The 22,348-nt window shown below is 61.2% G+C and carries 21 protein-coding genes and 1 tRNA gene; 13 read left to right on the top strand and 9 right to left on the bottom strand.

Annotated features, from left to right (window positions below):
- Nucleotide 1 precedes the first annotated feature (1 nt).
- Together WA943_RS14435 and WA943_RS14430 are read right to left on the bottom strand one after the other, a co-directional pair.
- A complete protein-coding gene (locus WA943_RS14435) occupies nt 2-1,492 on the bottom strand; it encodes an alpha-L-fucosidase (protein WP_424470589.1) in 1,491 nt (496 codons plus the stop codon).
- Nucleotides 1,493-1,800: 308 nt separating this feature from the next.
- Nucleotides 1,801-2,631, bottom strand: coding sequence for an IclR family transcriptional regulator (locus WA943_RS14430; protein ID WP_424470588.1), 831 nt, complete (start codon nt 2,629-2,631; stop codon nt 1,801-1,803).
- Between the two features lie 179 nt (nt 2,632-2,810).
- On the opposite strand from WA943_RS14430, the gene WA943_RS14425 reads away from it, so the two are divergent.
- From WA943_RS14425 to WA943_RS14405, 5 genes are all read left to right on the top strand, one after another.
- On the top strand, nt 2,811-5,945 hold the full coding sequence (locus WA943_RS14425; protein ID WP_424470587.1) for a helicase-related protein: 3,135 nt from the start codon (nt 2,811-2,813) through the stop codon (nt 5,943-5,945).
- A 6-nt stretch (nt 5,946-5,951) separates the two neighbouring features.
- Nucleotides 5,952-6,335, top strand: coding sequence for an RNA-binding S4 domain-containing protein (locus tag WA943_RS14420; protein ID WP_424470586.1), 384 nt, complete (start codon nt 5,952-5,954; stop codon nt 6,333-6,335).
- Nucleotides 6,336-6,376: 41 nt separating this feature from the next.
- Nucleotides 6,377-6,850, top strand: coding sequence for a TerB family tellurite resistance protein (locus WA943_RS14415; RefSeq protein WP_424470585.1), 474 nt, complete (start codon nt 6,377-6,379; stop codon nt 6,848-6,850).
- 59 nt (nt 6,851-6,909) lie between these two features.
- A complete protein-coding gene (fdxA, locus tag WA943_RS14410) occupies nt 6,910-7,248 on the top strand; it encodes a ferredoxin FdxA (RefSeq protein WP_424470584.1) in 339 nt (112 codons plus the stop codon).
- A gap of 574 nt (nt 7,249-7,822) precedes the next feature.
- Nucleotides 7,823-8,758: a CarD family transcriptional regulator gene (locus WA943_RS14405; RefSeq protein ID WP_424470583.1), complete on the top strand. Its 936-nt coding sequence runs from the start codon at nt 7,823-7,825 to the stop codon at nt 8,756-8,758.
- A gap of 65 nt (nt 8,759-8,823) precedes the next feature.
- Here the strand turns inward: WA943_RS14405 and WA943_RS14400 are convergent, their stop codons facing one another.
- The 3 genes from WA943_RS14400 to WA943_RS14390 are packed head-to-tail and all read right to left on the bottom strand — an operon-like array spanning nt 8,824 to nt 11,760.
- On the bottom strand, nt 8,824-10,266 hold the full coding sequence (locus WA943_RS14400) for a M48 family metalloprotease (protein ID WP_424470582.1): 1,443 nt from the start codon (nt 10,264-10,266) through the stop codon (nt 8,824-8,826).
- The gene (locus WA943_RS14395) at nt 10,253-11,107 is read right to left on the bottom strand and encodes a thermonuclease family protein (protein ID WP_424470581.1); all 855 of its coding nucleotides are present in this window, start codon (nt 11,105-11,107) and stop codon (nt 10,253-10,255) included. Before WA943_RS14395 ends, WA943_RS14400 begins: the two co-directional genes overlap by 14 nt.
- An 11-nt stretch (nt 11,108-11,118) precedes the next feature.
- On the bottom strand, nt 11,119-11,760 hold the full coding sequence (locus WA943_RS14390) for a DNA-binding response regulator (RefSeq protein WP_424470580.1): 642 nt from the start codon (nt 11,758-11,760) through the stop codon (nt 11,119-11,121).
- Between the two features lie 507 nt (nt 11,761-12,267).
- On the opposite strand from WA943_RS14390, the gene WA943_RS14385 reads away from it, so the two are divergent.
- Nucleotides 12,268-12,344: transfer RNA gene (locus WA943_RS14385), tRNA-Arg, on the top strand.
- Nucleotides 12,345-12,503: 159 nt separating this feature from the next.
- Nucleotides 12,504-14,321, top strand: a complete 1,818-nt coding sequence (locus WA943_RS14380) for a flavin-containing monooxygenase (RefSeq protein WP_424470579.1) — start codon at nt 12,504-12,506, stop codon at nt 14,319-14,321.
- A 47-nt stretch (nt 14,322-14,368) separates the two neighbouring features.
- Here WA943_RS14380 and WA943_RS14375 read toward each other — a convergent pair whose 3' ends face one another.
- Genes WA943_RS14375 through WA943_RS14365 form a run of 3 tightly spaced genes read right to left on the bottom strand, consistent with a single transcriptional unit; the run spans nt 14,369 to nt 17,538 of the window.
- Nucleotides 14,369-15,571, bottom strand: a complete 1,203-nt coding sequence (locus WA943_RS14375) for an ABC transporter permease (RefSeq protein ID WP_424470578.1) — start codon at nt 15,569-15,571, stop codon at nt 14,369-14,371.
- Nucleotides 15,572-15,574: 3 nt separating this feature from the next.
- Nucleotides 15,575-16,309, bottom strand: a complete 735-nt coding sequence (locus tag WA943_RS14370) for an ABC transporter ATP-binding protein (protein ID WP_424470577.1) — start codon at nt 16,307-16,309, stop codon at nt 15,575-15,577.
- A gap of 5 nt (nt 16,310-16,314) precedes the next feature.
- Complete coding sequence (locus WA943_RS14365) at nt 16,315-17,538, bottom strand: efflux RND transporter periplasmic adaptor subunit (protein WP_424470576.1); 1,224 nt, start codon at nt 17,536-17,538, stop codon at nt 16,315-16,317.
- A gap of 188 nt (nt 17,539-17,726) precedes the next feature.
- Between WA943_RS14365 and WA943_RS14360 the strand changes: the two genes are divergently transcribed.
- Nucleotides 17,727-18,707, top strand: a complete 981-nt coding sequence (locus WA943_RS14360) for a glycosyltransferase family 9 protein (protein ID WP_424470575.1) — start codon at nt 17,727-17,729, stop codon at nt 18,705-18,707.
- On the opposite strand, the gene WA943_RS14355 is transcribed toward WA943_RS14360, so the two are convergent.
- Nucleotides 18,673-19,083 (bottom strand): DUF6165 family protein, encoded by a 411-nt coding sequence (locus tag WA943_RS14355; protein ID WP_424470574.1) that lies wholly within the window; start codon nt 19,081-19,083, stop codon nt 18,673-18,675. The genes WA943_RS14360 and WA943_RS14355 overlap by 35 nt on opposite strands.
- Nucleotides 19,084-19,191: 108 nt before the next feature.
- Here WA943_RS14355 and WA943_RS14350 point away from each other — a divergent pair, with 108 nt between their 5' ends.
- From WA943_RS14350 to WA943_RS14330, 5 genes are all read left to right on the top strand, one after another.
- Nucleotides 19,192-19,533, top strand: a complete 342-nt coding sequence (locus tag WA943_RS14350) for a hypothetical protein (RefSeq protein WP_424470573.1) — start codon at nt 19,192-19,194, stop codon at nt 19,531-19,533.
- A 92-nt stretch (nt 19,534-19,625) separates the two neighbouring features.
- Entirely contained in the window at nt 19,626-20,447 is an 822-nt protein-coding gene (locus WA943_RS14345) for an enoyl-CoA hydratase/isomerase family protein (protein ID WP_424470572.1), read from the top strand.
- Between the two features lie 83 nt (nt 20,448-20,530).
- Entirely contained in the window at nt 20,531-21,121 is a 591-nt protein-coding gene (locus tag WA943_RS14340; protein ID WP_424470571.1) for a PAS domain-containing protein, read from the top strand.
- A 91-nt stretch (nt 21,122-21,212) separates the two neighbouring features.
- Complete coding sequence (locus WA943_RS14335) at nt 21,213-21,611, top strand: ester cyclase (protein ID WP_424470570.1); 399 nt, start codon at nt 21,213-21,215, stop codon at nt 21,609-21,611.
- Between the two features lie 95 nt (nt 21,612-21,706).
- Entirely contained in the window at nt 21,707-22,129 is a 423-nt protein-coding gene (locus WA943_RS14330) for a hypothetical protein (protein WP_424470569.1), read from the top strand.
- The last annotated feature ends 219 nt before the right edge of the window (nt 22,130-22,348 follow it).

Here is a 22,348-nt window from a genome sequence, read left to right as displayed (position 1 = left end):
TTCAGCGCCGGGCGTCGTCGCGCGCTGGCGACGCCACGGATGCATGCGCACCGGCGATCGAAATGGCGGGTGCAAACTGCGCACCGAGCGGCTGCTTGAATTGCAAAACGAGATCGGCGCCCTCCTGGCGCAGAGTGACCGGACTGACATCGGCCAGCAGCACAGCCTGCCCGCTCAAGGCCACATCCTTGATGCGAACAAGATCGCCTACCGGGCTGCCCATGACGATGATATTGACGGTCGTGCCCGAGCAGGTGAAACGCACCGGAACATTCTCCGTCGTCACCGCATCGGCACGCGTCCACGGCTTCGTGCCGTAAACGGCGGCGCCGTTCGCTCGCAACCATTCGCCGAATTTTTTCAAGCGAGAGAGTTGCGATTGCGGAATTTGAGCACTGGCATCGGGGCCGACGTTCAGGAGAAGATTACCACCCTTCGACACGCCGTCGATGAAATCAGACAACAGAATTTCAAACGCCGTGTAATCCTCCTCCCGGTCATACCGGTTAAAGCCGAAGGAATAGCTCATGCCGCGCGTCGCTTCCCATTTCTTCTCTTGCACGGATGGGAAGCGCACATATTCCGGCGTACGAAAATCGCTATGCGGCACGATTTGTGGAATGACGCCCTCGACCACCTCGGGATGTTTCGCAATGTAGCGCTTGCCGATAAAATCAATACCACGCCGCATCAGCTTGCTGCGCAGGAGCTTCGTGCTGAATTTTGCATGGACCCAACGGTCGTTGACCACACCTTCGGGAACAGCGTTGTAATAATCCGCAAAGAGTTCCAGCAACTCATCGAGACCGGTTGGCCAGGAAATATCGTTCCAGAGCACGCTCGGTTCGTAGCGCTCGATCAGCTCGCGCGTCTGCGCGGTCGCATAGGCCGGATAGTCGCCGCCCGGCATGGAGCCGATGAAATCGGCAAAGGTGCGCAGTGGCTCGCGGTTGAACGTCCAGTCGATACCACCGGAGTAGTAGACGCCGAAGCGCATGCCCTGCGCACGCACGGCGCGAGCCAGTTCGCCGACAATGTCGCGTTCCGTATACCAACCTGCCTGATGCCTGTTCTCGACCTCGCTTGGCCAAAGGCAGAAACCGTCATGGTGTTTCGTGACAAGCACCACATATTTCGCGCCAGCATCGCGAAAACTTTCCGCCCAGCTATCGGCATCCCATTGCTTCAGCCCTTCGAGGAACGGCTCCTTGAAGGCTTCGTAAGGCTGGTCGCCGTAATTCTGCTTGTGAAACTCGGCTGACGGCGTACCGGGAACCTTGATCGCATTCGCATACCATTCGGTATAGGGCGTCATGGCGACGGCGCGGTCGTAATCCTTTTTGAAGGCGTCCGAGATGCTGCCGAGGCGCGAGGCGAATGCCGGTACGGCAAAGAGGCCCCAGTGAATGAAGATCCCGAACTTAGCCTCGTCATACCATTGAGGCAGCGCACGCGCGTTCAGTGACTTCAAATTGGATTCATAACCCGGCATTGACGCGCCTCCCGCCCAATGCGCAACGCGCGCATGTCAACTCGCCCGAGAAATTCGAAGATCTGCCCCGTGGAAATGCCCCAGGCCGAACGCGGCCTCCGCCCCACCGAACACAGCCTCCTCATTCCCTCACACGTTTTACATATACATTTATATTTCACATGTAAATAATCAACGCATGCCGTCCGCCTCCGGTGCAAATCGGCGAAAGCAAAGCGCCGCCGTGTCCGGAATACGAATTCCGGACGGGTGGCCTTCAAAAAGGCATTAAAACAAGCGAACCCGGATGAAATCGGGAACGTGGCTCGCTAGATGGCGCTGACGAGGCGTGAAATTTCCTTCGCAGCCGCCTGCAGCCGCTTGGCGACATGCGCCTTGCTCATCGGATTGATCACCAGGCTGACATAAGGCGCGGTGAGCGCCGCGACAATTTCTTCACCGCCCGAACCGATGATGGGTGCGGAAATATCCCACACGCCGTCCATGATCCGGCTGCTGGCGATCAAATGCCCTTTGCTCCGGATATCCTCGATCTCCGATTGCAGCGCATCAACATCGGCCTTGCTCGCCTGCTTCTGCGCGGTGGCAAGAACATGGCGGCGATGATCTTCAGGCATGAAGGCCAGGATGCACCGCCCCGAACCCGTCTCCAGAAGCGGCTGGCGATAGCCGACCCGCACCGTGACGCCAACAAGATCGGGGGAATCCACGCGGCCGATCACCACGATCTGCTCGCCTGACGCGACGGCAAGGTGGCAAGGATAGCGCGTATCGGCAGCGAATTTTTCCATGATGGGCCGCGCAACTTCGGTCATTGCGCGATATTTTGGACGCTGTAGGCCAATCCGCAGCAGCTTGTCCGTCACCTCATACATGTCAGTTTCGCGATTGCGCTCGACGTAGTTGCGCATTTCGAGAACCACCAGCATGCGAAAGATCTCGCCTTTGGTGCGGCCGATCTCATCAGCAAGCTGCGCAAGCGAATAGGCATGCGCCTTGGCCGAGAGGAACTCGAGAATATCGAGCCCCTTTTCAAGAGCGGGAGCGGAGTAGCGAGTGCCCTCTTTCTTTGCGTCTGATGTCAAAACTGCCGATTTTTTTTGAACCGCTGCTTTTTTCGCCGGCTTTTTCTGCGTCATCGCTATTCCTGTTGCTGCCGACCGAGGCCGGCACCTCCCCGGAGGTAAAATCAATTTTTGAATTATAGATGATTTGCCGCTGGGGAAACCGCCAATATGAACGCACATATCCGCCCTGCCGCACGCGGCCAACGAGGCTTGCATGATTGGCGGTTTGGTCCGAAGGTGCGGGCAGTAAAATGAGCACTCCCAGTCCCAAACCCGGCGACCGCCCGGCCCGCATCACCGCGGTGCTGGGGCCGACGAATACCGGCAAGACGCATCTGGCCATCGAGCGCATGATGGCGCATTCGAGCGGCATGATCGGCCTGCCGCTTCGCCTGCTCGCCCGCGAAATTTACGACCGCGTGGTGCGCATCAAGGGTGCGGGCGATGTTGCACTGATCACCGGCGAAGAGAAAATCCTTCCCGCCAAGGCGCGCTACTTCATCTGCACGGTCGAAGCCATGCCGCTCGACAGGCCGGTCGAGTTCCTCGCCGTCGATGAAATCCAGCTCGCTGCCGACCGCGAGCGCGGCCACACCTTCACAGACCGGCTGCTGCACGCGCGCGGCCTCTCCGAAACCATGATGCTTGGCTCTGAAACCGTGCGCGGCCTCATCCAGAAGCTGCTGCCTGACACGATCTTTGTCAGCCGCCCGCGATTTTCGGAACTGACATGGACAGGTTCCAAAAAGTTGACGCGCCTGCCGCGCCGCTCCGCCATCGTCGCCTTTTCCGCCGATCAGGTTTACGCGATTGCGGAACTTATCCGCCGCCAGCGTGGCGGTGCCGCCGTTGTCATGGGCGCACTCAGCCCCCGCACGCGCAACGCGCAGGTCGCGCTTTATCAGTCGGGCGATGTGGATTTCCTTGTCGCAACAGATGCGATCGGCATGGGTCTCAACATGGATGTCGACCATGTGGCCTTCGCCTCGACCTCAAAATTCGATGGTTATCAGCACCGGCCGCTGAAGATCGCGGAGATCGCCCAGATCGCGGGCCGCGCCGGTCGCCACATGAATAACGGCACCTTTGGCGTCACCGGCGACGCCTCGTCTCTTGCCGACGAAATGATCCATCGCGTCGAAAATCACGAATTCGACTCCGAGCATGTGTTGCAATGGCGCAACCCGAAGCCGGAATTTTCGAGCATCGCCGCGCTGATAAAGAGCCTTGAGGTGCCGCCGGGCAGGCCCGGCCTGATGCGTACAGGCACGGGCGAAGACCTGGACGCCCTGATGCGCATGGCGCAAAACGAGGACGTGGCACGCCTCGCCCGCGGGCCCGCAGCCATCAAAAGACTATGGGAAGTGGCCCAGGTCCCGGACTTCCGCAAGACAATGGCAAGCGAACATGCGGGCCTTTTGACGCGCCTCTACCTTTTTCTGGCGGAGGGTACGGGAAAGATCGATGAGGCCTGGCTGAAAGCGCAACTGGCCCGCGTCGACCGCACAGATGGGGACATCGATACCTTGTCAATGCGCATTGCCCATGTGCGCACCTGGACCTATGTTTCCAACCACGCCGACTGGCTTCAGAATCCTGCGCATTGGCAGGAGCGCGCGCGTGAGATAGAGGATAGGCTCTCTGATGCTTTGCATGAGCGTCTGACGCAGCGGTTCATCGACCGCCGCACCAGTGTTTTGATGAAGCGACTACGCCAGAACGAGGATCTGATGGCGGCTGTAAACAGCGACGGCGAAGTTTTGGTGGAAGGCGAGTATGTCGGCCGCCTGCAAGGTTTTGTGTTCGTGCCCGATCTGAAGGCCGAGGGGGTGCACGCCAATGTGCTGCGCGCCGCCTCCGAGCCTGTGATTGTGCTCGAGATTGCCGCTCGCGCCGCGCGGCTTGCCGCAGCGGCCGATACCGACATTCAATTGTCCGATCACGGACGGCTCATCTGGGACGGCAGTCCCATTGCCGAGCTGAAGGCGAGCGACAACCCGCTGTCGCCCCGCATTGATCTGATTGCAGGCGAAGAGCTTTCCGGACCGTCATGCGAAAGCGTCGTTGCACGCCTCGATGCATGGCTGAAAGCCCATATTGACGCTGTTTTGGCGCCGCTCGTCACATTGCGCGACGCGGAAGATGTGGCGGGCCTCGCACGCGGCATCGCCTTCCGCCTCATTGAAAATTTCGGCTCGCTTCGGCGCGAAACCGTTGCTGAAGATGTGCGCTCGCTCGATCAGGCGTCGCGCGGCCAGCTTCGCAAATATGGTGTGCGTTTCGGCGGCTATTCGATCTTCATGCCCGCCCTTCTGAAGCCCGCGCCCGCCCGTGCACTGCTGACGCTATGGGCGTTGACGCGCAAGGATGTCGCCGACCCCTTCGAGGGTCTGCCGCAGCCGCCCGTTGCCGGCCTCACTTCGGTTCCCGCAGATCCTGCTGCACCGGCGGGTTTCTATGATGCACTCGGCTTCCGTGTCTGTGGCGGTCGCGCGGTTCGCCTCGACATGCTGGAACGCATTGCCGATCTGATCCGCCCCGTCATCACGGCGCGCAGCTACAATGGCGGTTTTATCGTCACGCCGAACATGATGTCGCTTGTCGGCTGCTCGGGCGAAGAATTTTCCAATCTGCTGAAGGGTCTTGGTTACCGCTCGCGCGTTGAAAAGATCAAGCCGCCGAAGATCGAGGAAAAGCCGGTCGAAGCGCCGAAATTCATCGTTGAGACGATTTCATCGGAAAGCCATGCGCCCGCCGTCGCGGCGGAAGCGTCTGCCGAACCGATGGAAACGCCTGCCGAAACGGTCGAAGAAGAGATTTCCCTATCCGTCGATACGCCCGAAGCCGCAGCGTCCGAGGCTCCGGTGGCAGAAGTTGCTGCCAGCGAAGACGTGGCAACGGAAGCCACTGAGGTGCCATCGGTTGACGCAGCGCCCGCCGACACGGAAGCAGAACTCGTCGAGCTTGAAATCTGGCGCCCGCAGCGTCGTCACAAGCCCGAACCGCGTCAGCGCCACGTCCGCAAGGCCGAAGGCGCCGATGCCGCCAAGACCGAAACCGGCGAAACCAAGAGCGAGGAACCCTCGCGCCGTCAGCGCCATGCGCGCGGCCGCAATCAGGGCAAACGCGACGACAAGCCCGCAGAGGTTCAGGCTGGCAACGAAGCCAATCGCGGCAAGCCGCGTCAGGATGGCCGCAAGGACGGTCGCCGCGACGATCGCAAGGGTGGGCACAAGGACGGCCGTAAAGACGGACGCAAGGATGACCGCAAAGGCGGCGAACGCCGCGAATGGTCTTCAGCTCCGCCGCGCCGTGAACGCGAGATCGATCCCGATTCCCCCTTCGCCGCGCTCGCCGTGCTGAAAGAGCGCGTCGGCGGCAAGTAAACCGTCATGGCGGACCTTGAGCAGAGAGTGGACCGCTGGCTCTGGTTCGCAAGGCTGCTGAAAAGCCGCACGCTGGCGGCAAGCCTCGTCACCTCGGGCAAGCTTCGCCTTAACGGCGAGCGCGTGTCCAAAGCGAGCCGCATCGTCAAACCCGGCGACGTATTGACATTTCCACTCGGGCACCATGTCCGCGTGCTCAAGGTGCTTGCGCCCGGCACGCGGCGAGGCCCTGCGCCGGAAGCCCAGGCCCTGTATGAAGACCTCGCACCACCCGCGCCGCGCACAGCGTCGGACCCGGAAGCGACAGCCTCCCGCGATCCCGGCAGCGGACGCCCCACCAAGAAAGAGCGCCGCCAAACCGATGCATTTCATGGGCTCAATGACGAGTAGCAAGGTTGCGGTTCGCTTCGCGCTGCTGTAGGCAAATCCCCATGCTCGACAAGATCAAAGCCTTCCTGACCGGCATCGAGGAACCGTCCGCGTCGACGCGTTTCGACGAATTGCAGATCGCGGTCGCCGCCCTTCTGGTGCGCGCAGCCTCGACGGCGGATTCCCGCTTCGACGACAATGAACGCCAGACCATCGCACGGATCGTGTCGGCGCATTTCGGCCTCGCACCTGCCGAAGTGGACGATCTCATCGCCGTCGCCGTCAGCGACGAGGCAAAGACGCTCGACCTCTTCCGCTGGGCTCAGGCCATCAAGAAGAACTATGATGAAGAGGAACGCATCACCCTCATCGAAAAGATGTGGGAAGTTGTTTATGCGGACGGCATCCTCGACGATTACGAAGCCAACCTGTTGCGGCGCGTCGCTGGCCTGATATACGTTCCCGATCGCGAATCCGGTCAGGCGCGCTTGCGCGTCATGGCCCGGCTCGGGTTGACGCCGCCATCTGGCGCATGATGCCGCGAGCCCTTATGTACGCTTGCCACGGCTAGGAGCCGCTGGGCTGGGAGAGTTCGATGACTTACGTTGTGACCGACGCCTGCATTCGCTGCAAATACATGGATTGCGTTGAAGTCTGCCCCGTGGACTGCTTCTACGAGGGCGAGAACATGCTTGTGATCCATCCCGACGAATGCATCGACTGCGGCGTCTGCGAACCCGAATGCCCCGCCGAAGCGATCAAGCCGGACACCGAAACGGGTCTCGACCAGTGGCTCGAGCTGAACGCCGAATATGCGGTCCGCTGGCCCAATATCACGATCAAGCGTGAACCGCCTCGCGATGCCGACGACTGGCAGGGCGTCGAAGACAAATTCGAGAAGCATTTCAGCGCCGAGCCCGGCGAAGGCGACTGAACCTGCTCAAGGGCCTGACGGGGCATTCCGTCGCAGCCTAAACGGCTGTCCACCTTGGTCCGGACCCGGTATATTACGGCCTATCTCCCTGTCCTTACATGCGTTTTGCGCGTGGCAGCTTCCCTTTACGGGTAGTTTGTGATATCCTGTCTCAAGAATGAGATTTCGCGAGACAGACGCGCGAACCGACGAGAAACGCCGCTCAAACTAAGGGCCCGATCGTTAGTTCTAAGCCTTTGGTACCGTCATTGGGAGCCGATTTCGCTCTTTCTGACAACGAGGCCTGCCGGCACTTCTCGGTGCTGTGTGAGCTTGAGCAATATGCAAAAGGTCGAAGACGGCCAAAGTCCCTGATGGCGTCAGCAAAAGACGTCGGGGGGATAGGATACGGCTTTTTCGACGGCCTTCGAGACGTTCGGTCTGTGGCGTGTACGTGAACCGGATCGGCAATGCTTTTGCCGATCTCTCGGGTATAGGAAAGGCTATGGCGAGCAAATTGAAGAAGCCCCAGAAATCCGGAACGCCCGGACATAAAGCCAAACCGCAAGCCGCTAAAGCAGCGACGAAACCGGCTGTGAAAACCAAAACCACTGCCAAAGCCAAGCCCAAGGCTGCGAGCGCGCCCGCCAAGTCGGCGAAGGTGGCGGCAAAACCCGCCGCCAAGGCCTCGGTAAAACCGGTCGCCAAGGCAAAGCCGAAACCTGCCGCAAAGCTTGAGCACGTAAAGGCGACGACGAAGCCGGTCGAAAAGAAGGCCGCTGCGCCGATAAAAGCCCCCCAAGCCAAGGCTGAGGCCAAGCATCACGCTAAGCCCGAGCCTAAAGTTGAGTTGAAGGTAAATAGTACGAATATGAAGAAGTCTGAGGCCCCCAAACCGCAGAAAGCGGAAGCCCCATCGGTAAAGCCCGCCCCCAAGGTCGAGGCGAAAGCTGAACCCAAGGTCGAACCGCGCAAGGAAGAGAAAAAGCCCTCTCCCCGGTCGGTCTTCAAGACCAAGGAATATGTGGTCTATCCCGCCCATGGCGTTGGCCAGATCCTCGACGTCGAGGAGCAGGAAGTCGCCGGGCACAAGCTGGAACTGTTCGTCATCAACTTCGACAAGGAGAAGATGACGCTGCGCGTGCCGACCCATAAGTGGCAGGCCGTCGGCATGCGGAAGCTCTCGGAAGCCGTCGTCGTCGACAATGCGATCGAGACGCTGCGTGGCCGCGCGAGGATCAAGCGCACCATGTGGAGCCGCCGCGCGCAGGAATATGAGGCGAAGATCAATTCAGGCGATCTTATCTCCATCGCCGAAGTGGTCCGCGATCTCTATCGCTCCGAGCGCCAGCCCGAACAGTCTTATTCGGAGCGCCAGCTTTATGAAGCCGCTCTCGACCGCATGGCGCGCGAAGTCGCCGTCGTAGAGCGCATCGGCGAAGACGCCGCTGTGCAGAAGGTCGAAGCAGCGCTTCAGGGTGGTTCGGGCCGCAGTGAAAAGCCGACCAAGGAAGCGCCCGAGGCAGCCTGACACGGCCGCCGAGAGAAACAAAATGGAAGAGGCCCGGCATCATCGCCGGGCCTTTTTCAATTTGCCTATTCGGCGACAAGCTTGAGTTGTAGGCCGACCTGTAACCGCTCGCTCCGCTCAAGACCGTTCAAGGCCTGGAAGCGTTCGACGCGAAAATCGGGATAGGCCATCCGCTCGCCAAGCGATGTGACCGTATCGCCCTGCTTCACGGTGACGATGCGAATGCGCAACGGCTTTGCGGCCGCCGCTTCCGCCGGCGAAATGCGCCGGAAACTCATATAGAGCTCGCGCAGCGCCGCATCATGGCGCGTGCCCGCGTCAGGCCGCGCTCCCATCAGAAAGCGATAGACCTTCGAAGGCTCGGCCTCTATCGCCACGAGCCGCGCATTATATTCACCCACTTTGGTGAGCGCGCTCGCGGCAGCCATGCCGTTGATCCTGAAGCTCTCGACGGGCGTGAGCTTGACGTCAGCCGCCCAGACGCCGGCAAGATAAGTGCCTATATCGACATTCGGCGACTTCGCACCGCTATCGAACTTCACCACCGTCTTGTCCGGCCCCTGCACCAGCACCGCTTCCGCGCCATTAAGAATGGTGAAATGCGGCGGCACCTCAAAACGAATGCACTCCACCGGATGCGTAAACGTCCGTCCACGAATAATGCCCTGCTCGGGGCTGTCGCCATAAATCATGCCGTCAATCGCGTGCAACAATTCGCTGCGATCGCGCTCGCCCGCGCCTGAGACGATCTCGGTATTAGCGGCATTGGCGCGCGCCGCCGCGACGCGCTCCGGCGTTGCCGGATGGCTCGCCAGCCAATCCCCCGAAGTTTCGTACTTCTGGCGCATGACTTGCGCCTGAAGCTTGCGTTCACCTTCCATCTTGTCGAGAAAGTCGCCTTGCGCGTAAGGATCGTAACCGGCCTTTGCGAGATAGCGCACGCCAAGCGCATCGGCCTCATATTCCTGATCGCGCGAATATCCCGCGAGCAACCCCTGCCCGCCAAGACCGATCGCCTGATTCACCGCCTGACTGCCGACGACCGCACCAAGCACGGCGCCAAGCATTGAAGCGCCCAAGGCCGCTGTCTGGCGTTGCGCACCGTGCCGCGCAATCACATGGCCGATTTCGTGGCCGAGAACGCCCGCAAGCTCCGCCTCGTCATCGACCAGCGCGAGAAGTCCGCGCGTCACATAGACGTATCCGCCGGGCAGAGCGAAGGCATTGACGAGCGGGCTGTTCAGAACAGTAACCCGATAGGCAATGTCCGGCCGGTCCGACCCCTTGGCGATGCGCGACGTCACATGCGCCACATATTGCCCGACACGTTCGTCATTATAGACGCCGCCATAGGCCGCAACGATTTTGGGATGAGCGGCAGCGCCAGCCTGCGCTTCGTCGTCGGACGACATGAGCGTCGCAAGCTGCGACTTTCCGGTGGCGGGGTTCGTCGTGCAACCCGCCATGAAAAGCGCGAGCGCGAGAGCCGCATATCTACCGCTGCGCATCACCCGTCTTGCGGCGTGTCTTCCTGGAGACCTTCCTGTCACCGCCGTCATCCGCCGCCTGCTTCCTCTCATCCGCCATCGCCGGGTCCAGAAGCTCGATCTGCTCTGGCACGGTCACCGTGATACCCGGACCGTAATAACGAGCGATATAGCCCCGCACCCTGATTTTCGTTCCGGCAAGTTCCGGATTTTTACCGACAAGGCGCGCCCATGGCTCACCTTTGAAAAGCTTAGCGTCGGCGGGCGCGACTGTCACCGTGAAGTCCTCGCGCCAGTCTTCGCCGAAGTTGATGTATATGCGACCGCGCACATTCGACACGGCTTTGGCGACACCCTCGGCAAGTTGGTAGCTGCCTTCCAGCCGTTCGAGGGCCGCAATGTCGTCCGCTTGCCGAACGGCATAGGCCGGATCGTTCCAGATGCCGCGCCCGGCACGCCGCGCCCGCGCTTCGGCGTCAAGCAGCCTGCCAGCACACAGCCGCATGTCGCGCGATGGGGTGACGCGCGCCGCGCCGTCTTCGATCAGCCGCTCCTGCAACGAACCGCCTGCCTGCAACATGACGAAGGCAAGAACGCGCCCGTAACGGTCGATCCGCGCATCGCCATAACGAAGGGTGACGCGTTGCCCTGCGAGCCCCCCAAAATGCGCCGCCGCAGATTGCGGCACCTCGACGCCTGCAAGCCTCACACTTCGGCCGTCTGTGAGTTCGAGAATGGCATCGTCCGTCACTGCGGCAACCACGACGCTTTCGCCCTTCGCAAGCTTGCAGGCAAAAGCCTGAGGCGTGCACAGGACAAAATAAAACAGAAATATGGCGACGCCAACGCCGCGCTGCGCCAAGACGCGAACTGTCAGCTGGTCGCGGCAGGCGCGCGCGAACGCAAGGCGATGATCGCGGCTTCTGTCCGGTTGCGTACGCCGAGCGCCTGGAGGATCGCATTGACGTGGAGCTTCACGGTCGCGACCGAGATGCCAAGCACGCGCGCGATTTCCTGATTGGAGCGGCCTTTGCCGATTTCGCCGAGAACCTCACGCTGGCGCGGTGTCAGCTTCTCGGCACCAGCGCTGATAAAACCTTCAGGCGCTTCCGCAAACCCTTCAGTCCGCGACACGAGCAAGGCATCGGGAACGAAACGGCCGCCCATTCCGATGAGACTGAGCGCATTGAGCACCAGATTGACGCCGAGCCCTTTGGGGATGAACCCTTTGACGCCAAGCTCCATCATTTCGCGGATGAATGCAGGCGAATCGCGATCGCTGAAAACGGCAACCTTGGCCGCGCTCGCCGCGAGCCGACGCAAGACCTCAGACCGCTCCGGCGAACCTGCGCCGACAAGTTCAATGAGGATGAGGTCGGCCTCGCCGGGATCGGTGCGCATGAGAGCGTCAGGTCCCGCCACAACCTTGATTGTCGCCGCCGCTTCAAGCGTTGCCACGACACCGCGCAGGCCTTCGCAAAAGAGAGGCTGCTCGCCGAGGATCAGAATGTTCATTGGGTCCGTTCCCGTCGATGCATCGACGAAAGCATGTCAATTCGGTGCTTGTTGCTCAAAATATCACTCAAAACGTGCATATTTCTCACGATACAACCCATAACAACCGGAGGCTGCGCCCCTTTCCTTTTGACCCAAATAGAGCGGTCCGTAAAGAAGAAGGTTGAGGCCGACCTGCCATAGGTTGCCGGTCTTTCAATAGATCGCTATGTGGATCGGCCTAAATAATAGGGTTGAGCCGCTGTCACGCCCGGCACAGAGCAAACCTCGGGCCATGACGGATAAATGGCGCAAACCCTGACCTGAGCCACAGGCCGCCGTATCTTTCCGGGCCTGCCGAGGGCCGCTCCCGCCATTTTGAAACGAATGCCCTGGCGCAGTTTGGGACCGTTGCAGCCCGCGAGGCGCTCACGTAGGGTGCGCGCAACAAGAGGCTGGCCAACCCGACTTCTGCCCGCTCCGCGCCGAAAGCGCCGATGCGGCTGGAGATTGCCCAACAGGGTCCAAGGCTCCGTAGCTCAGCTGGATAGAGCACCAGATTCCTAATCTGGGGGTCGCGCGTTCGAATCGCGCCGGAGTCACCACCCTTCCGGGTTTTGACAACTAGTAACTGCAGCTTATCATTCCCCGTGAGTGCGTGGATATTCGCTCACTGCACGATCACGCGCGTCAAAACAAGGATCTGCTGCGACGACCAAACGTCGATGGCGGACCATAAAAAAGCGACAGGGAGAGTGGCCACTATGGCTGAAAACACAAATACCAACGGGGCGGGACCTTCCGATCTCGGCTTCGATCCGGCGGCGCTGAAGGCGAAATATACCGCCGAGCGCAACAAGCGCCTGCGCGCGGACGGCAACCAGCAATATGTCGAGATCAAGGGTCAGTTCGCCCATTATCTCGAAGACCCCTATGTCGAGCCGGGCTTTGCACGCGCTCCGTTGACGGACGAAGTCGACGTCGTGGTGATCGGCGGCGGCTTTGGCGGACTGCTTGCCGGTGCGCGACTGCGCGAGGCGGGCGTCGAAAGCGTCCGGATGATCGAGAAGGGCGGCGACTTCGGCGGCACCTGGTACTGGAACCGCTATCCGGGCGCGGCCTGCGATGTCGAATCCTATATCTACCTGCCCCTTCTCGAAGAAGTCGGCTACATGCCGAAGGAGAAATATACCAAGGCGGCGGAAATCCTTGCCCATTGCCGCGCCATCGGCGAACATTTCGATCTTTATCGCGACGCCCTCTTCCAGACGGAAGCGACCGAGCTGCGGTGGAACGACGCCACGGCACGATGGACCGTCCACACCAATCGCGGCGACGCCATGACGGCGCGCTTCGTCGTCACGGCCAGCGGCCCGCTGCATCGGCCGAAACTTCCCGGCATCCCCGGCGTGGAAACCTTCAAGGGCCACTCCTTCCACACGAGCCGCTGGGACTATGGCTATACGGGCGGCGACTGCAATGGCGGCCTTAGCGGCCTGAAAGACAAGCGCGTCGCCATCATCGGCACCGGCGCAACCGCCGTGCAATGCGTGCCGCACGTCGGCGCATGGGCGAAGGAGCTTTTCGTCTTCCAGCGTACGCCATCCTCGATAGACGTGCGTAACAACCGCGAGACCGATCCCGAATGGGCATCGAGCCTGAAACCCGGCTGGCAGCAGCACCGGATGGACAATTTCAACACGCTCGTCTCCGGCGGCTTCCAGGAGGAAGATCTCGTCAATGACGGCTGGACCGACATCATCGGCAACCTGCTGGTCATGTCGCGCAAGGCCGCCGATGGCAAATCACCGGGCGACATGGCTGAAATTGTTCAGCTTGCTGACTTCCAGAAGATGGAATCGATCCGCAAGCGTGTGGAGTCCAAAGTGGAGGACCCGGCGGTCGCCGAGGCGCTGAAGCCCTGGTACAATCAGTTCTGCAAGCGGCCCTGCTTCCACGACGAGTATCTGGACACCTTCAACCGGCCCAACGTCCACCTGATCGACACGCAGGGCAAAGGCGTAGACCGGATCACCGAAAACTCGATCGTCGCCAACGGTCAGGAATATGAGATCGATTGCCTGATCTATGCGACAGGTTTTGAAGTCGGCACCAGCTATACGCGCCGTGCGGGCTTCGAGGTTTATGGCCGCGATGGCATCTCGCTCACCGAGAAGTGGAAAGACGGCATCTCAACATTGCATGGCATGCATAGCCGGGGATTTCCAAACTGCTTCCTGATCAGCAATGCCCAGTCGGGGTTCACCGTGAACTATCCGCACATGATCAACGAACAGTCGAAGCACCTCTCCTATATCGCCAAGCAGTGCATCGACCGTCAGGCGCGCGTCGTCGAAGTCTCGCAAGAGGCCGAGGATGCCTGGGTCGATACGATCATCAAATCCTCCGTGCTGAACAAGCGGTTCCTCGAGGAATGCACGCCCGGCTACTACAACAACGAAGGCAAGCCTTCGGCACTTGCGGCGCGTAACGGCTCTTACGGTGCCGGTTCCATCGCCTTTATCAAGGCGCTGGAAGAGTGGCGTGCGAGCGGCGAGTTGCCGGGACTCGAGCTGCAATAAACATGGTCTGCCGCCTTCGGCCAGTCACCCGGCTGGAGGCGGCAGGATCACTCGTAGCGCAGCGCCTCTATTGGATCGAGGCGCGCCGCATTGCGCGCCGGGAAATAGCCGAAGACGACGCCGACCGCCGCCGAGAAAACGAAAGCGATGGCGATGATCGAAAAATTGAAGACGAACGGAATGCCGACCAGCGGCGCAATGACGGCTGAAATCACCAGCCCGATCACAATGCCGATCACGCCGCCCGCAAGCGAGAGCGAGCCCGCCTCGACAAGAAACTGCATCAGCACCTCGCGCTCATAAGCGCCGATGGCAAGACGTATGCCGATCTCGCGCGTGCGCTCCGTCACCGAGACGAGCATGATATTCATGATGCCGATGCCGCCGACGAGAAGGCTGATTGCGGCAACCGCGCCGAGGAAAGCCGTCAGCAATGCCGTCGTGCCTTCGACGAGCGTGGCGATCTCGCGCATATCCTGCACATGGAAATCATCCGTCTTGCCTTGCACGATATGGCGGCGCTGGCGGAGCAAGCCTTCAGCGGCGGCTTTCACCTTGTCGATCGATGCGCCGTTGCGCGCCGACAGGAAGATGATCGAGATATTGTCATTGCCGGAAATGCGCCGCTGATAGGCAAGCAAAGGCAGGACGACCACATCGTCCTGATCGCTGCCGAAGGTCGATGAACCCTTGCTTTCAAGCAGGCCGATGACCTGGCACGAACTTGCACCGATGCGCAGGCGCGCGCCGATGGGGTCCTGCTGGCCGAAGAGATTTTTGCGGACCGTCGCGCCGATGACGCAAACGGTGCGGCCCGAGCGTTCTTCCGCCTCGTCGAAAATGCGTCCCGTCGCGAGCGACCATTGCCGCACCTTGAAATAGGCGTTCGTTACGCCCGAAACAGTCGTGGTCCAGTTCGTGTTGCTATAGACCGCACGGACGGATGAGGTCGACATCGGCGCGATGGCGTCGAGGCCGTCGACGCCGCGCTCCAGCGCCTGAACATCATCGGCCTTGAACAGCGCCCCGCCCGTGCTCGGCCCGCGCTGCTGGCCGCCCGGCATGACCATCAGAAGGTTTTTTCCAAGGCCGGAAATATCGCTCGACACTTTCTGCTGCGCGCCGCCGCCCAGCGTGACCATGGCGATCACCGCCGCGACGCCGATGATGATGCCGAGCATGGTGAGGCCAGACCGCATGATGTTGCGCCGGATCTCGCGAAAGGAAAGAAGGAGCGTTTCCAGAAACATGGCTCAGCCACCTGCCCTTTGCGAAATGCGGGACTGGCGAATATCGGACGCGACCTTGCCATCGAAAAAATGCACGGCGCGATCTGCATAGGCTGCCATGTCCGCCTCATGCGTGACCATGACGATGGTGATGCCGTGGTCCTGATTGAGCTTGAGCAGAAGCTCCATGATCTCGCGCGAACGCTGAGAGTCGAGATTGCCTGTCGGTTCGTCGGCAAGCAGGACGGCCGGGTCGCTCGCAATGGCGCGCGCAATGGCGACGCGCTGCTGCTGCCCGCCGGAAAGTTCCGACGCCGTGTGATTTGCGCGCTCCGAAAGACCGACCGCCGCCAGCGCCTCCCTGGCGCGCTCGTGCCGTTTCGCCCGCGGGATGCCGCGATAGATGAGCGGCAATTCAACATTCTCAAGCGCGGTCGTTCGCTTCAGCAGATTGAAACCCTGAAAGACGAAGCCGAGATAGTTGCGCCTGAGCAGCGCGCGCTGGTCGCGATTGAGCGCGCCGACATCGACGCCGCGAAACAGGTAATGGCCGTCGCTCGGCGTATCGAGACATCCAACGATATTCATGCAGGTCGACTTGCCCGACCCGCTCGGCCCCATGATCGCGACGAACTCGCCGTCATTGATGATGAGGTCGATGGCGTCGAGTGCGCGCACCTCATTCTCGCCATGCCCATAGATTTTCGACACGCCGCGAAAGGCGATGAGGGCAGGCTCGGATGATACGGCAGGCTGCACCACGCCTATTTCCCCTTCGCCTTGACGTCGATCAGAACGGACGTGTTCTCGGCAAGATCACCGCCAAGCACTTCCGTTTGTTGCCCGTTCGTGAGGCCAGCCTGCAAGCGCAGCGCGACGGGCTTGCCATCCTCAAGCGTCCAGACATGTTTCTCGACGATGCCGGATTCCGTTACGCTGGACTGAGGCGTCTTGGCGTCCGGCGGCGTGAAACGTATCGCGCCATTGGGGATCAGAAGCACATTCTTCTTTTCCGCCGTGACGATTTCCGCCGTCGCCGTCATGCCGGGGCGAAGCGCCAGATCGCCATTATCGACGGAGAGAACCGCGACATAGGAGACGACATTGTTCGTCGTCGTCGAGGCGTAGCGAACCTTTTCGATCTTCGCCTGAAAACGCCGGTTCGGATAGGCATCGACCGTGAATGTGGCCGACTGGCCCGCGCGAACTTCGCCGACATCGGCCTCGTCCACCTTGACCTGCAATTCCATATGGCTGAGATCGTCTGCAAGCGTGAAAAGCGTCGGCGTCTCGAAGGCTGCTGCAACCGTTTGCCCCGGCTCGATGTCGCGCTCGATGACGACGCCATCGATGGGCGATTTGATGACGGCCTTGGAGAGCGCGGTTTCATCGGACGCAAGCTGTGCCTCGGCGGATTTCACCTTCGCCTGCGCGCCCGCATAATTGGCCTCGGCGCGCTTCAGATTTGCCAGCGCCGTTTCGAGGTCGCTTTGCGAAATGGCGTTCTGTGCGGCGAGGCTGCGATTGCGTTTCCATGCCGCCGCCGCCTCGATCCGCGTCGCCTCATATTGCAGGACCGTGGCGCGAGCATCGTCGAGATTGGCGCGCGAGCGGGCGACCGTTATTTCGAGCGTCGCCGTATCAATCTCGGCAAGAATCTGGCCCTTCTTCACCCGGTCGTTGAAATCGACCAGAACCTTGTCGATACGCCCGGAGATTTCGCTGCCGACCGTGACCGACGTCACCGGCTCGACAGTTCCCGTTGCCGTCACCGTGACCCTGAGATCGCCCGTCGCAACCTTGTCCGTCACATATTCGACGCCTGCGCCACCGCGCAGAAAAAGAAGCCAGACGAGGAAAAGCGCAGCCGCAAGCGCGATGCCACCCGCAAGCCAGGGACGCCGCCGCGCCCATGCCTTCAGCCCGGCACTGCCGCCGCCGCTCACGAGCCCCAATCGCCTCGCCACATCTTCATTTGCCTGGCTCATATATGACGCCTCAATCGGTACCCTGGTCTCTTGCGCCCAATGCGGAGGGCGCGGGGCGAACTGCCCCTGTTGTCAGACGGTCGCGCATAGTCTAGGAGGGGCGAAGTGCGCGCAATAGGCCTCGCGCTGCTGAACCCGCTGTGACATTCTGTCGAGGCCGCTTCGGATGGAGCCCGCGCGAGCCGGGCATGACACGAAACTCACATGCCATGCGCCGTATCCTGATCATCAAACATGGGGCCTTTGGCGACGCAATCCAGTCCGAAGGCGCTTTGCATGATATACGCGACAATCATCCCGGGGATGAACTTGTCGTGCTGACGACGCCGCCCTATCGGCGCATCTTCGAGCGCTGCCCCTGGATCGACAAGGTGATGATCGACCCGCGCCATCCGCGCTGGCGGCTCGACCTGATGTGGAAGCTCGGAAAGCAGCTGAAGGCCGAGCGCTTCGACATGGTCTACGATCTGCAAAACTCACCGCGCACGGCTTCCTATTTCCGCTGGTTTTTCCAGAACACGAACTGGTCGGGCACCGCACCCGGCGTCAGCCATCCGCATCTGGCGAAACATCCCAAAAAGCTCCGCTCGCTCGACCGTATGGCGGGCCAGCTGAAAGATGCGGGCCTGACTGTGCGTCACACACGCAAGCCGGATATTTCCTGGCTTGCAGATGACGCGACCGGGCTGCTCGCCGATGCAGGCGTGACGCGGCCTTTCATCCTGCTCATTCCAGGCTCGTCCGCCCGCCACCCTGAGAAGCGCTGGCCCTATTACGGCGAACTCGCACAACGCCTCATCGACGAAGGCTATCAGATCGTCACAGCGCCCGGCCCCGATGAGCTGGACCTTGCCGCCGAAATTCCCGGCATCACGCTGAAAGGCCCGCGTGGCTTTCTCAACTGGTTCGAGCTTGCGGGCGTCTTCAAGCAGGCGGCCTTCGTCGTCGGCAACGATACGGGGCCAAGCCATCTTGCCTCGCATCTGGGCGTGCCGGGCCTCGCGCTTTTCGGATCGCATACGACCGCCGAGCGCACCGGCATCGAGCGGGAGAATTTCACTGCGATCGAGGTTGCGCAACTCTCCTCGCTACCCGTCGAGCGCGTGCTCGACGAAGTGCACCTGCGCGTCGCGGCTACTCAAATTCCGTATACGACTTCTCTTCAATGATCGACGAGCCGGTGAGAAGGTTGATGTCCTTCTTCAAGGCCGCGCGCTTGTCGTTCTGCTTGTAGACGGAACGCGCCAGCTCGACGAATTTCGGACCGAAATCCTTGTCCGCCTCGCATTGGCGAATATCGTCCTCGATCACCCACAGCGCCTCGTTAACTTCCTTCAGCGCCGCTTCGAGCCGCGTCAATTCTGCGCTGGCCGGAATATGCGCGCGCCGCGCCGCATCGAGAACGGCAAGCTCGTGGCGCACATTCTTCAGCTTGCCCTCGTCGCGCATACGCTCGGACTTGATCGCGAGAATGGTGATCTTGTCGACCAGTTCGCCCGGTCCAACCTCGATGAGAATTGCCTTGGGCTCTTCAATCTTCGTCATTTCGTCCTCTTTGGGCCCTTCAGGCGCTTCATGTCGTCCGCTTTTATAGCCAAGCCGGGCGCGACCGTGCCACAATGATTTCGGGGTTGATGATCCAAGAGAGATCATATGTCGCTTATATTGCGCCTCGTCGAGCGCCTTCGAGGCAGGCTGGCTGAGCCTGAGCAGAGGCTTGCCGCGCGCTCAAGCGATCCGCTGCTCCTTGTCGAGATCGGCGGCTATGACCACCGCGCCCGCGACTGGTCGGCAGGCGGCGCCTGCATCGAAGGCTTTGCGGGCGAAACCGCCATCGGCGACATCCTTTGCGGCTCGCTGCGCTGGCACAGGCAGACGAAGGGCCGAAATTTCACCGCCGAAGTCATGCGCATCGAACAAGGCGGCGTTGTCGCCCTGCGATGGCTCGCCTTGCCCGACGCCATCCTCGCCGAGATGGAGCCCGACGAAGGCTGACGCTGCGGAATTTTGCGAAGGCTCGCGCGCGCCCTCTCTGCCGGGTTAGGCTTCTCCCAACGACATTCAAAATGCGTAAAGGGAGACCGCATATGACCGACGCAACGCCTGCAAAATACGAAACCCTCCTCATCGAAAAGGAAGGCCCCGTCGATTGGGTGACGCTTAACCGCCCAGACATGCTGAACGCGATCAATCCTACCCTCACCGCCGAGCTGCAGGATTACTTCGGCAAGCTCTATACCGACCAGAGCGTGCGCATCGTCGTGCTGAGAGGCGCAGGCCGCGCCTTCTGCGCCGGGCTTGACCTGAAGCACCGCGAAACATCGAGCGAAAACAGCTCGGGCGGCGTCGTTGCGGGCCTTCGCAGCCAGCGCGCGATCAGCGAGATCGTCATGCGCATGCGCCGCTGCCCGCAGGCGATCATCAGCCTCATTCACGGCCCCGCATGCGGCGGCGGCTTTGCCTTCGCGCTCGCCTCCGATATCCGCATCGCAGGCACAAGCGCGCGCATGAACGCCGCCTTCATCCGCATCGGGCTTTCGGCCTGCGATATCGGCGTCTCCTATTTCCTGCCGCGCCTCGTCGGCGTGTCCGTCGCCTCCGAACTGATGATGACCGGCCGCTTCATCAACGCCGATCGCGCGCTCCGCGTCGGCCTCGTGTCCGAAGTCGTCGACGACGACAAGCTGGCGGAAGCCGCGCGCCCCTATATCGACGAAATGCTGACGACATCGCCGCTCGGGCTGCGCCTGACCAAGGAATGCCTCAACATGTCGGTCGATGCGGGAAGCCTCGAAGCCGCCATCGCGATGGAAGATCGCAACCAGATTCTGGCGGCCCAAACGAACGACTTCCGCGAAGGCATCGCCGCCTTCCTGCAAAAGCGCAAACCCGCCTTCACCAATAGCTGAATAATGTCGCGGACCATGGGCCTTACGAATTCGTTAAGGCGCATCTCATATGCTTGAAACCTTGAGTAGAGCCGAGTAAGCCCATGGCCCGCGTCAACATCGAGATTTGCACCGATCCTTCAGACATAGCTTTTGAACGCGACAAGAGCCGGGAGTTCCTCGACCACTGGCAGGCGCTCAGAAACGGCGGACCGGTGCCGCGCGCCGACGCGATCAATCCGGGCACGATGAAATCGCTTCTGCCCCAGATCGTCATCTTCGAACTGGTCGACGAAAACACCGTGCGTTATCGCCTCGCGGGAACGCTGGCGACGAAACGCCTCGGCTTCGAGCCCAGGGGCCTCAACCTCATCGACTTCACACCGCCCGCGCTGCGCGGCGAAGTGCGCCTCGCCTTCGACATAGCCGGTCGCCACAATGCCGGCGTGCTGACCCATTTCACGCTGGTCTATGGCGAGGAAATGCCCGCGCGGCTCGAACTCGTGCTGCTGCCGCTTGCAGCGCCCGAAGGCCAGCCGCCCCGCGTGATCTCGCTCTCGACGCGCGAGCCCTATCCCAACACGCTGCACGAACCCGTGATCGTGCAGCGCCCGACAAACCGGATCGACGACGCCACCGTCTTCGACATCGGCTTTGGCATCCCGCACGCATTGCTCGATGCCTATAGGACCTGACGCCCGGCTTCTCATTTTGCGCTCCGCCTGTAGATACAAGCTCGGCTAGACTGCCACCCGCTTCGACACGAACGGGAGACGGAGAGGCGGAATGAGCGATAGTGCCAACAAGCAACTCGTGACGCAGTATGTGGCAGCCTTCAACGCCGGGGACTTCACGCGCCTGCGCGCCCTCTTCACCGCAGATGCTGAAATTCAGGGCGTGCTCGGCTGGGGCAATATCGACGAGATGGCAATGCCGGTCTGGCGCGATCTGCACGCGGCCTATGGCATCGAACTGACGATCGAGGATCTGGTGGCGGAAGGCGAGCGCGTCGCCGCGCGCTACATCGAACGCGGAACCTTCCGCGCAGCCTTTCGCGGCACAGCGCCGACAGGCAAGAGCTATGAACTCCTGGCAATGGAATGGTTCGAAATGAAAGACGGAAAAATCCGCCGCCGCTGGGGCGCCCGCGACAGCGCCGCCATGAACCGGCAGTTGAGCGCATGATGCAGATGCCCTCTCTTTTTTGCTCCGTCATCCCCAGGCTTGATCGGGGGACCCATCTTCCCTCTCGCCTCGCAACGACTTTATGCGTGGCCCTGATGGCCTCCCTCGCCTCCCCCGCGCTCGCCGCCCCCATCGCGGAAACCCACTACCGCGAAACAATGGCGGCGCTCGCCGGTGTGCAAACCCTGATGCTCGAAACCATCGACGCGATCCATAGCGGCCTGAGCCCCGAAGACGCGCAAACGCGCCTGCCGCATATGCGCGAACGCCTGCAATGGATGCGCGATACGAAGGTCGACGCCGCCCGCGCCGACACGCGCGCAACGCTGCGCAACATGAACCCCGAAAACCGCCGCGCCCGCTGCATCATCATGCGCGCCGGGCTGATGGACGAAGCCTTTCAGGACGTGCTGGTCAATGTGACGCTGAAAGCGCGCGGACTGTCCGACGCGGAACTCCTGCCGCTGGACCGCAAGGCGGCGGCGGAATTCGGCCTGCCCGGCGGCTGCCCGCGCTAGATGCTCCTACCTTTTCCCCTCCCCCCTTTAGGAGGAGGCGGATCAGCGAAGCTGATCGGGAGGGGGGTTCGCTTCGCAAAAATCTCTCGCGCAGATGCCCCCCCGAGGGCGAGGGCCTTGATGACGAAACACAAACAACTCCGCAAGGCAGCGCCTTCGGAGATTTGTCCTTCAAATCATCGAGCCCCTTCAAAAGAAGGATGCGCGGAGCGGCGGCGA

Source organism: Parvibaculum sp., from assembly GCF_049651025.1.
In the GTDB taxonomy this organism is placed as follows: Bacteria; Pseudomonadota; Alphaproteobacteria; order Parvibaculales; family Parvibaculaceae; genus Parvibaculum.
The sequence above is the reverse complement of the archived record's forward strand: the minus strand, read 5'-3'. Positions and strand labels throughout refer to the sequence as shown.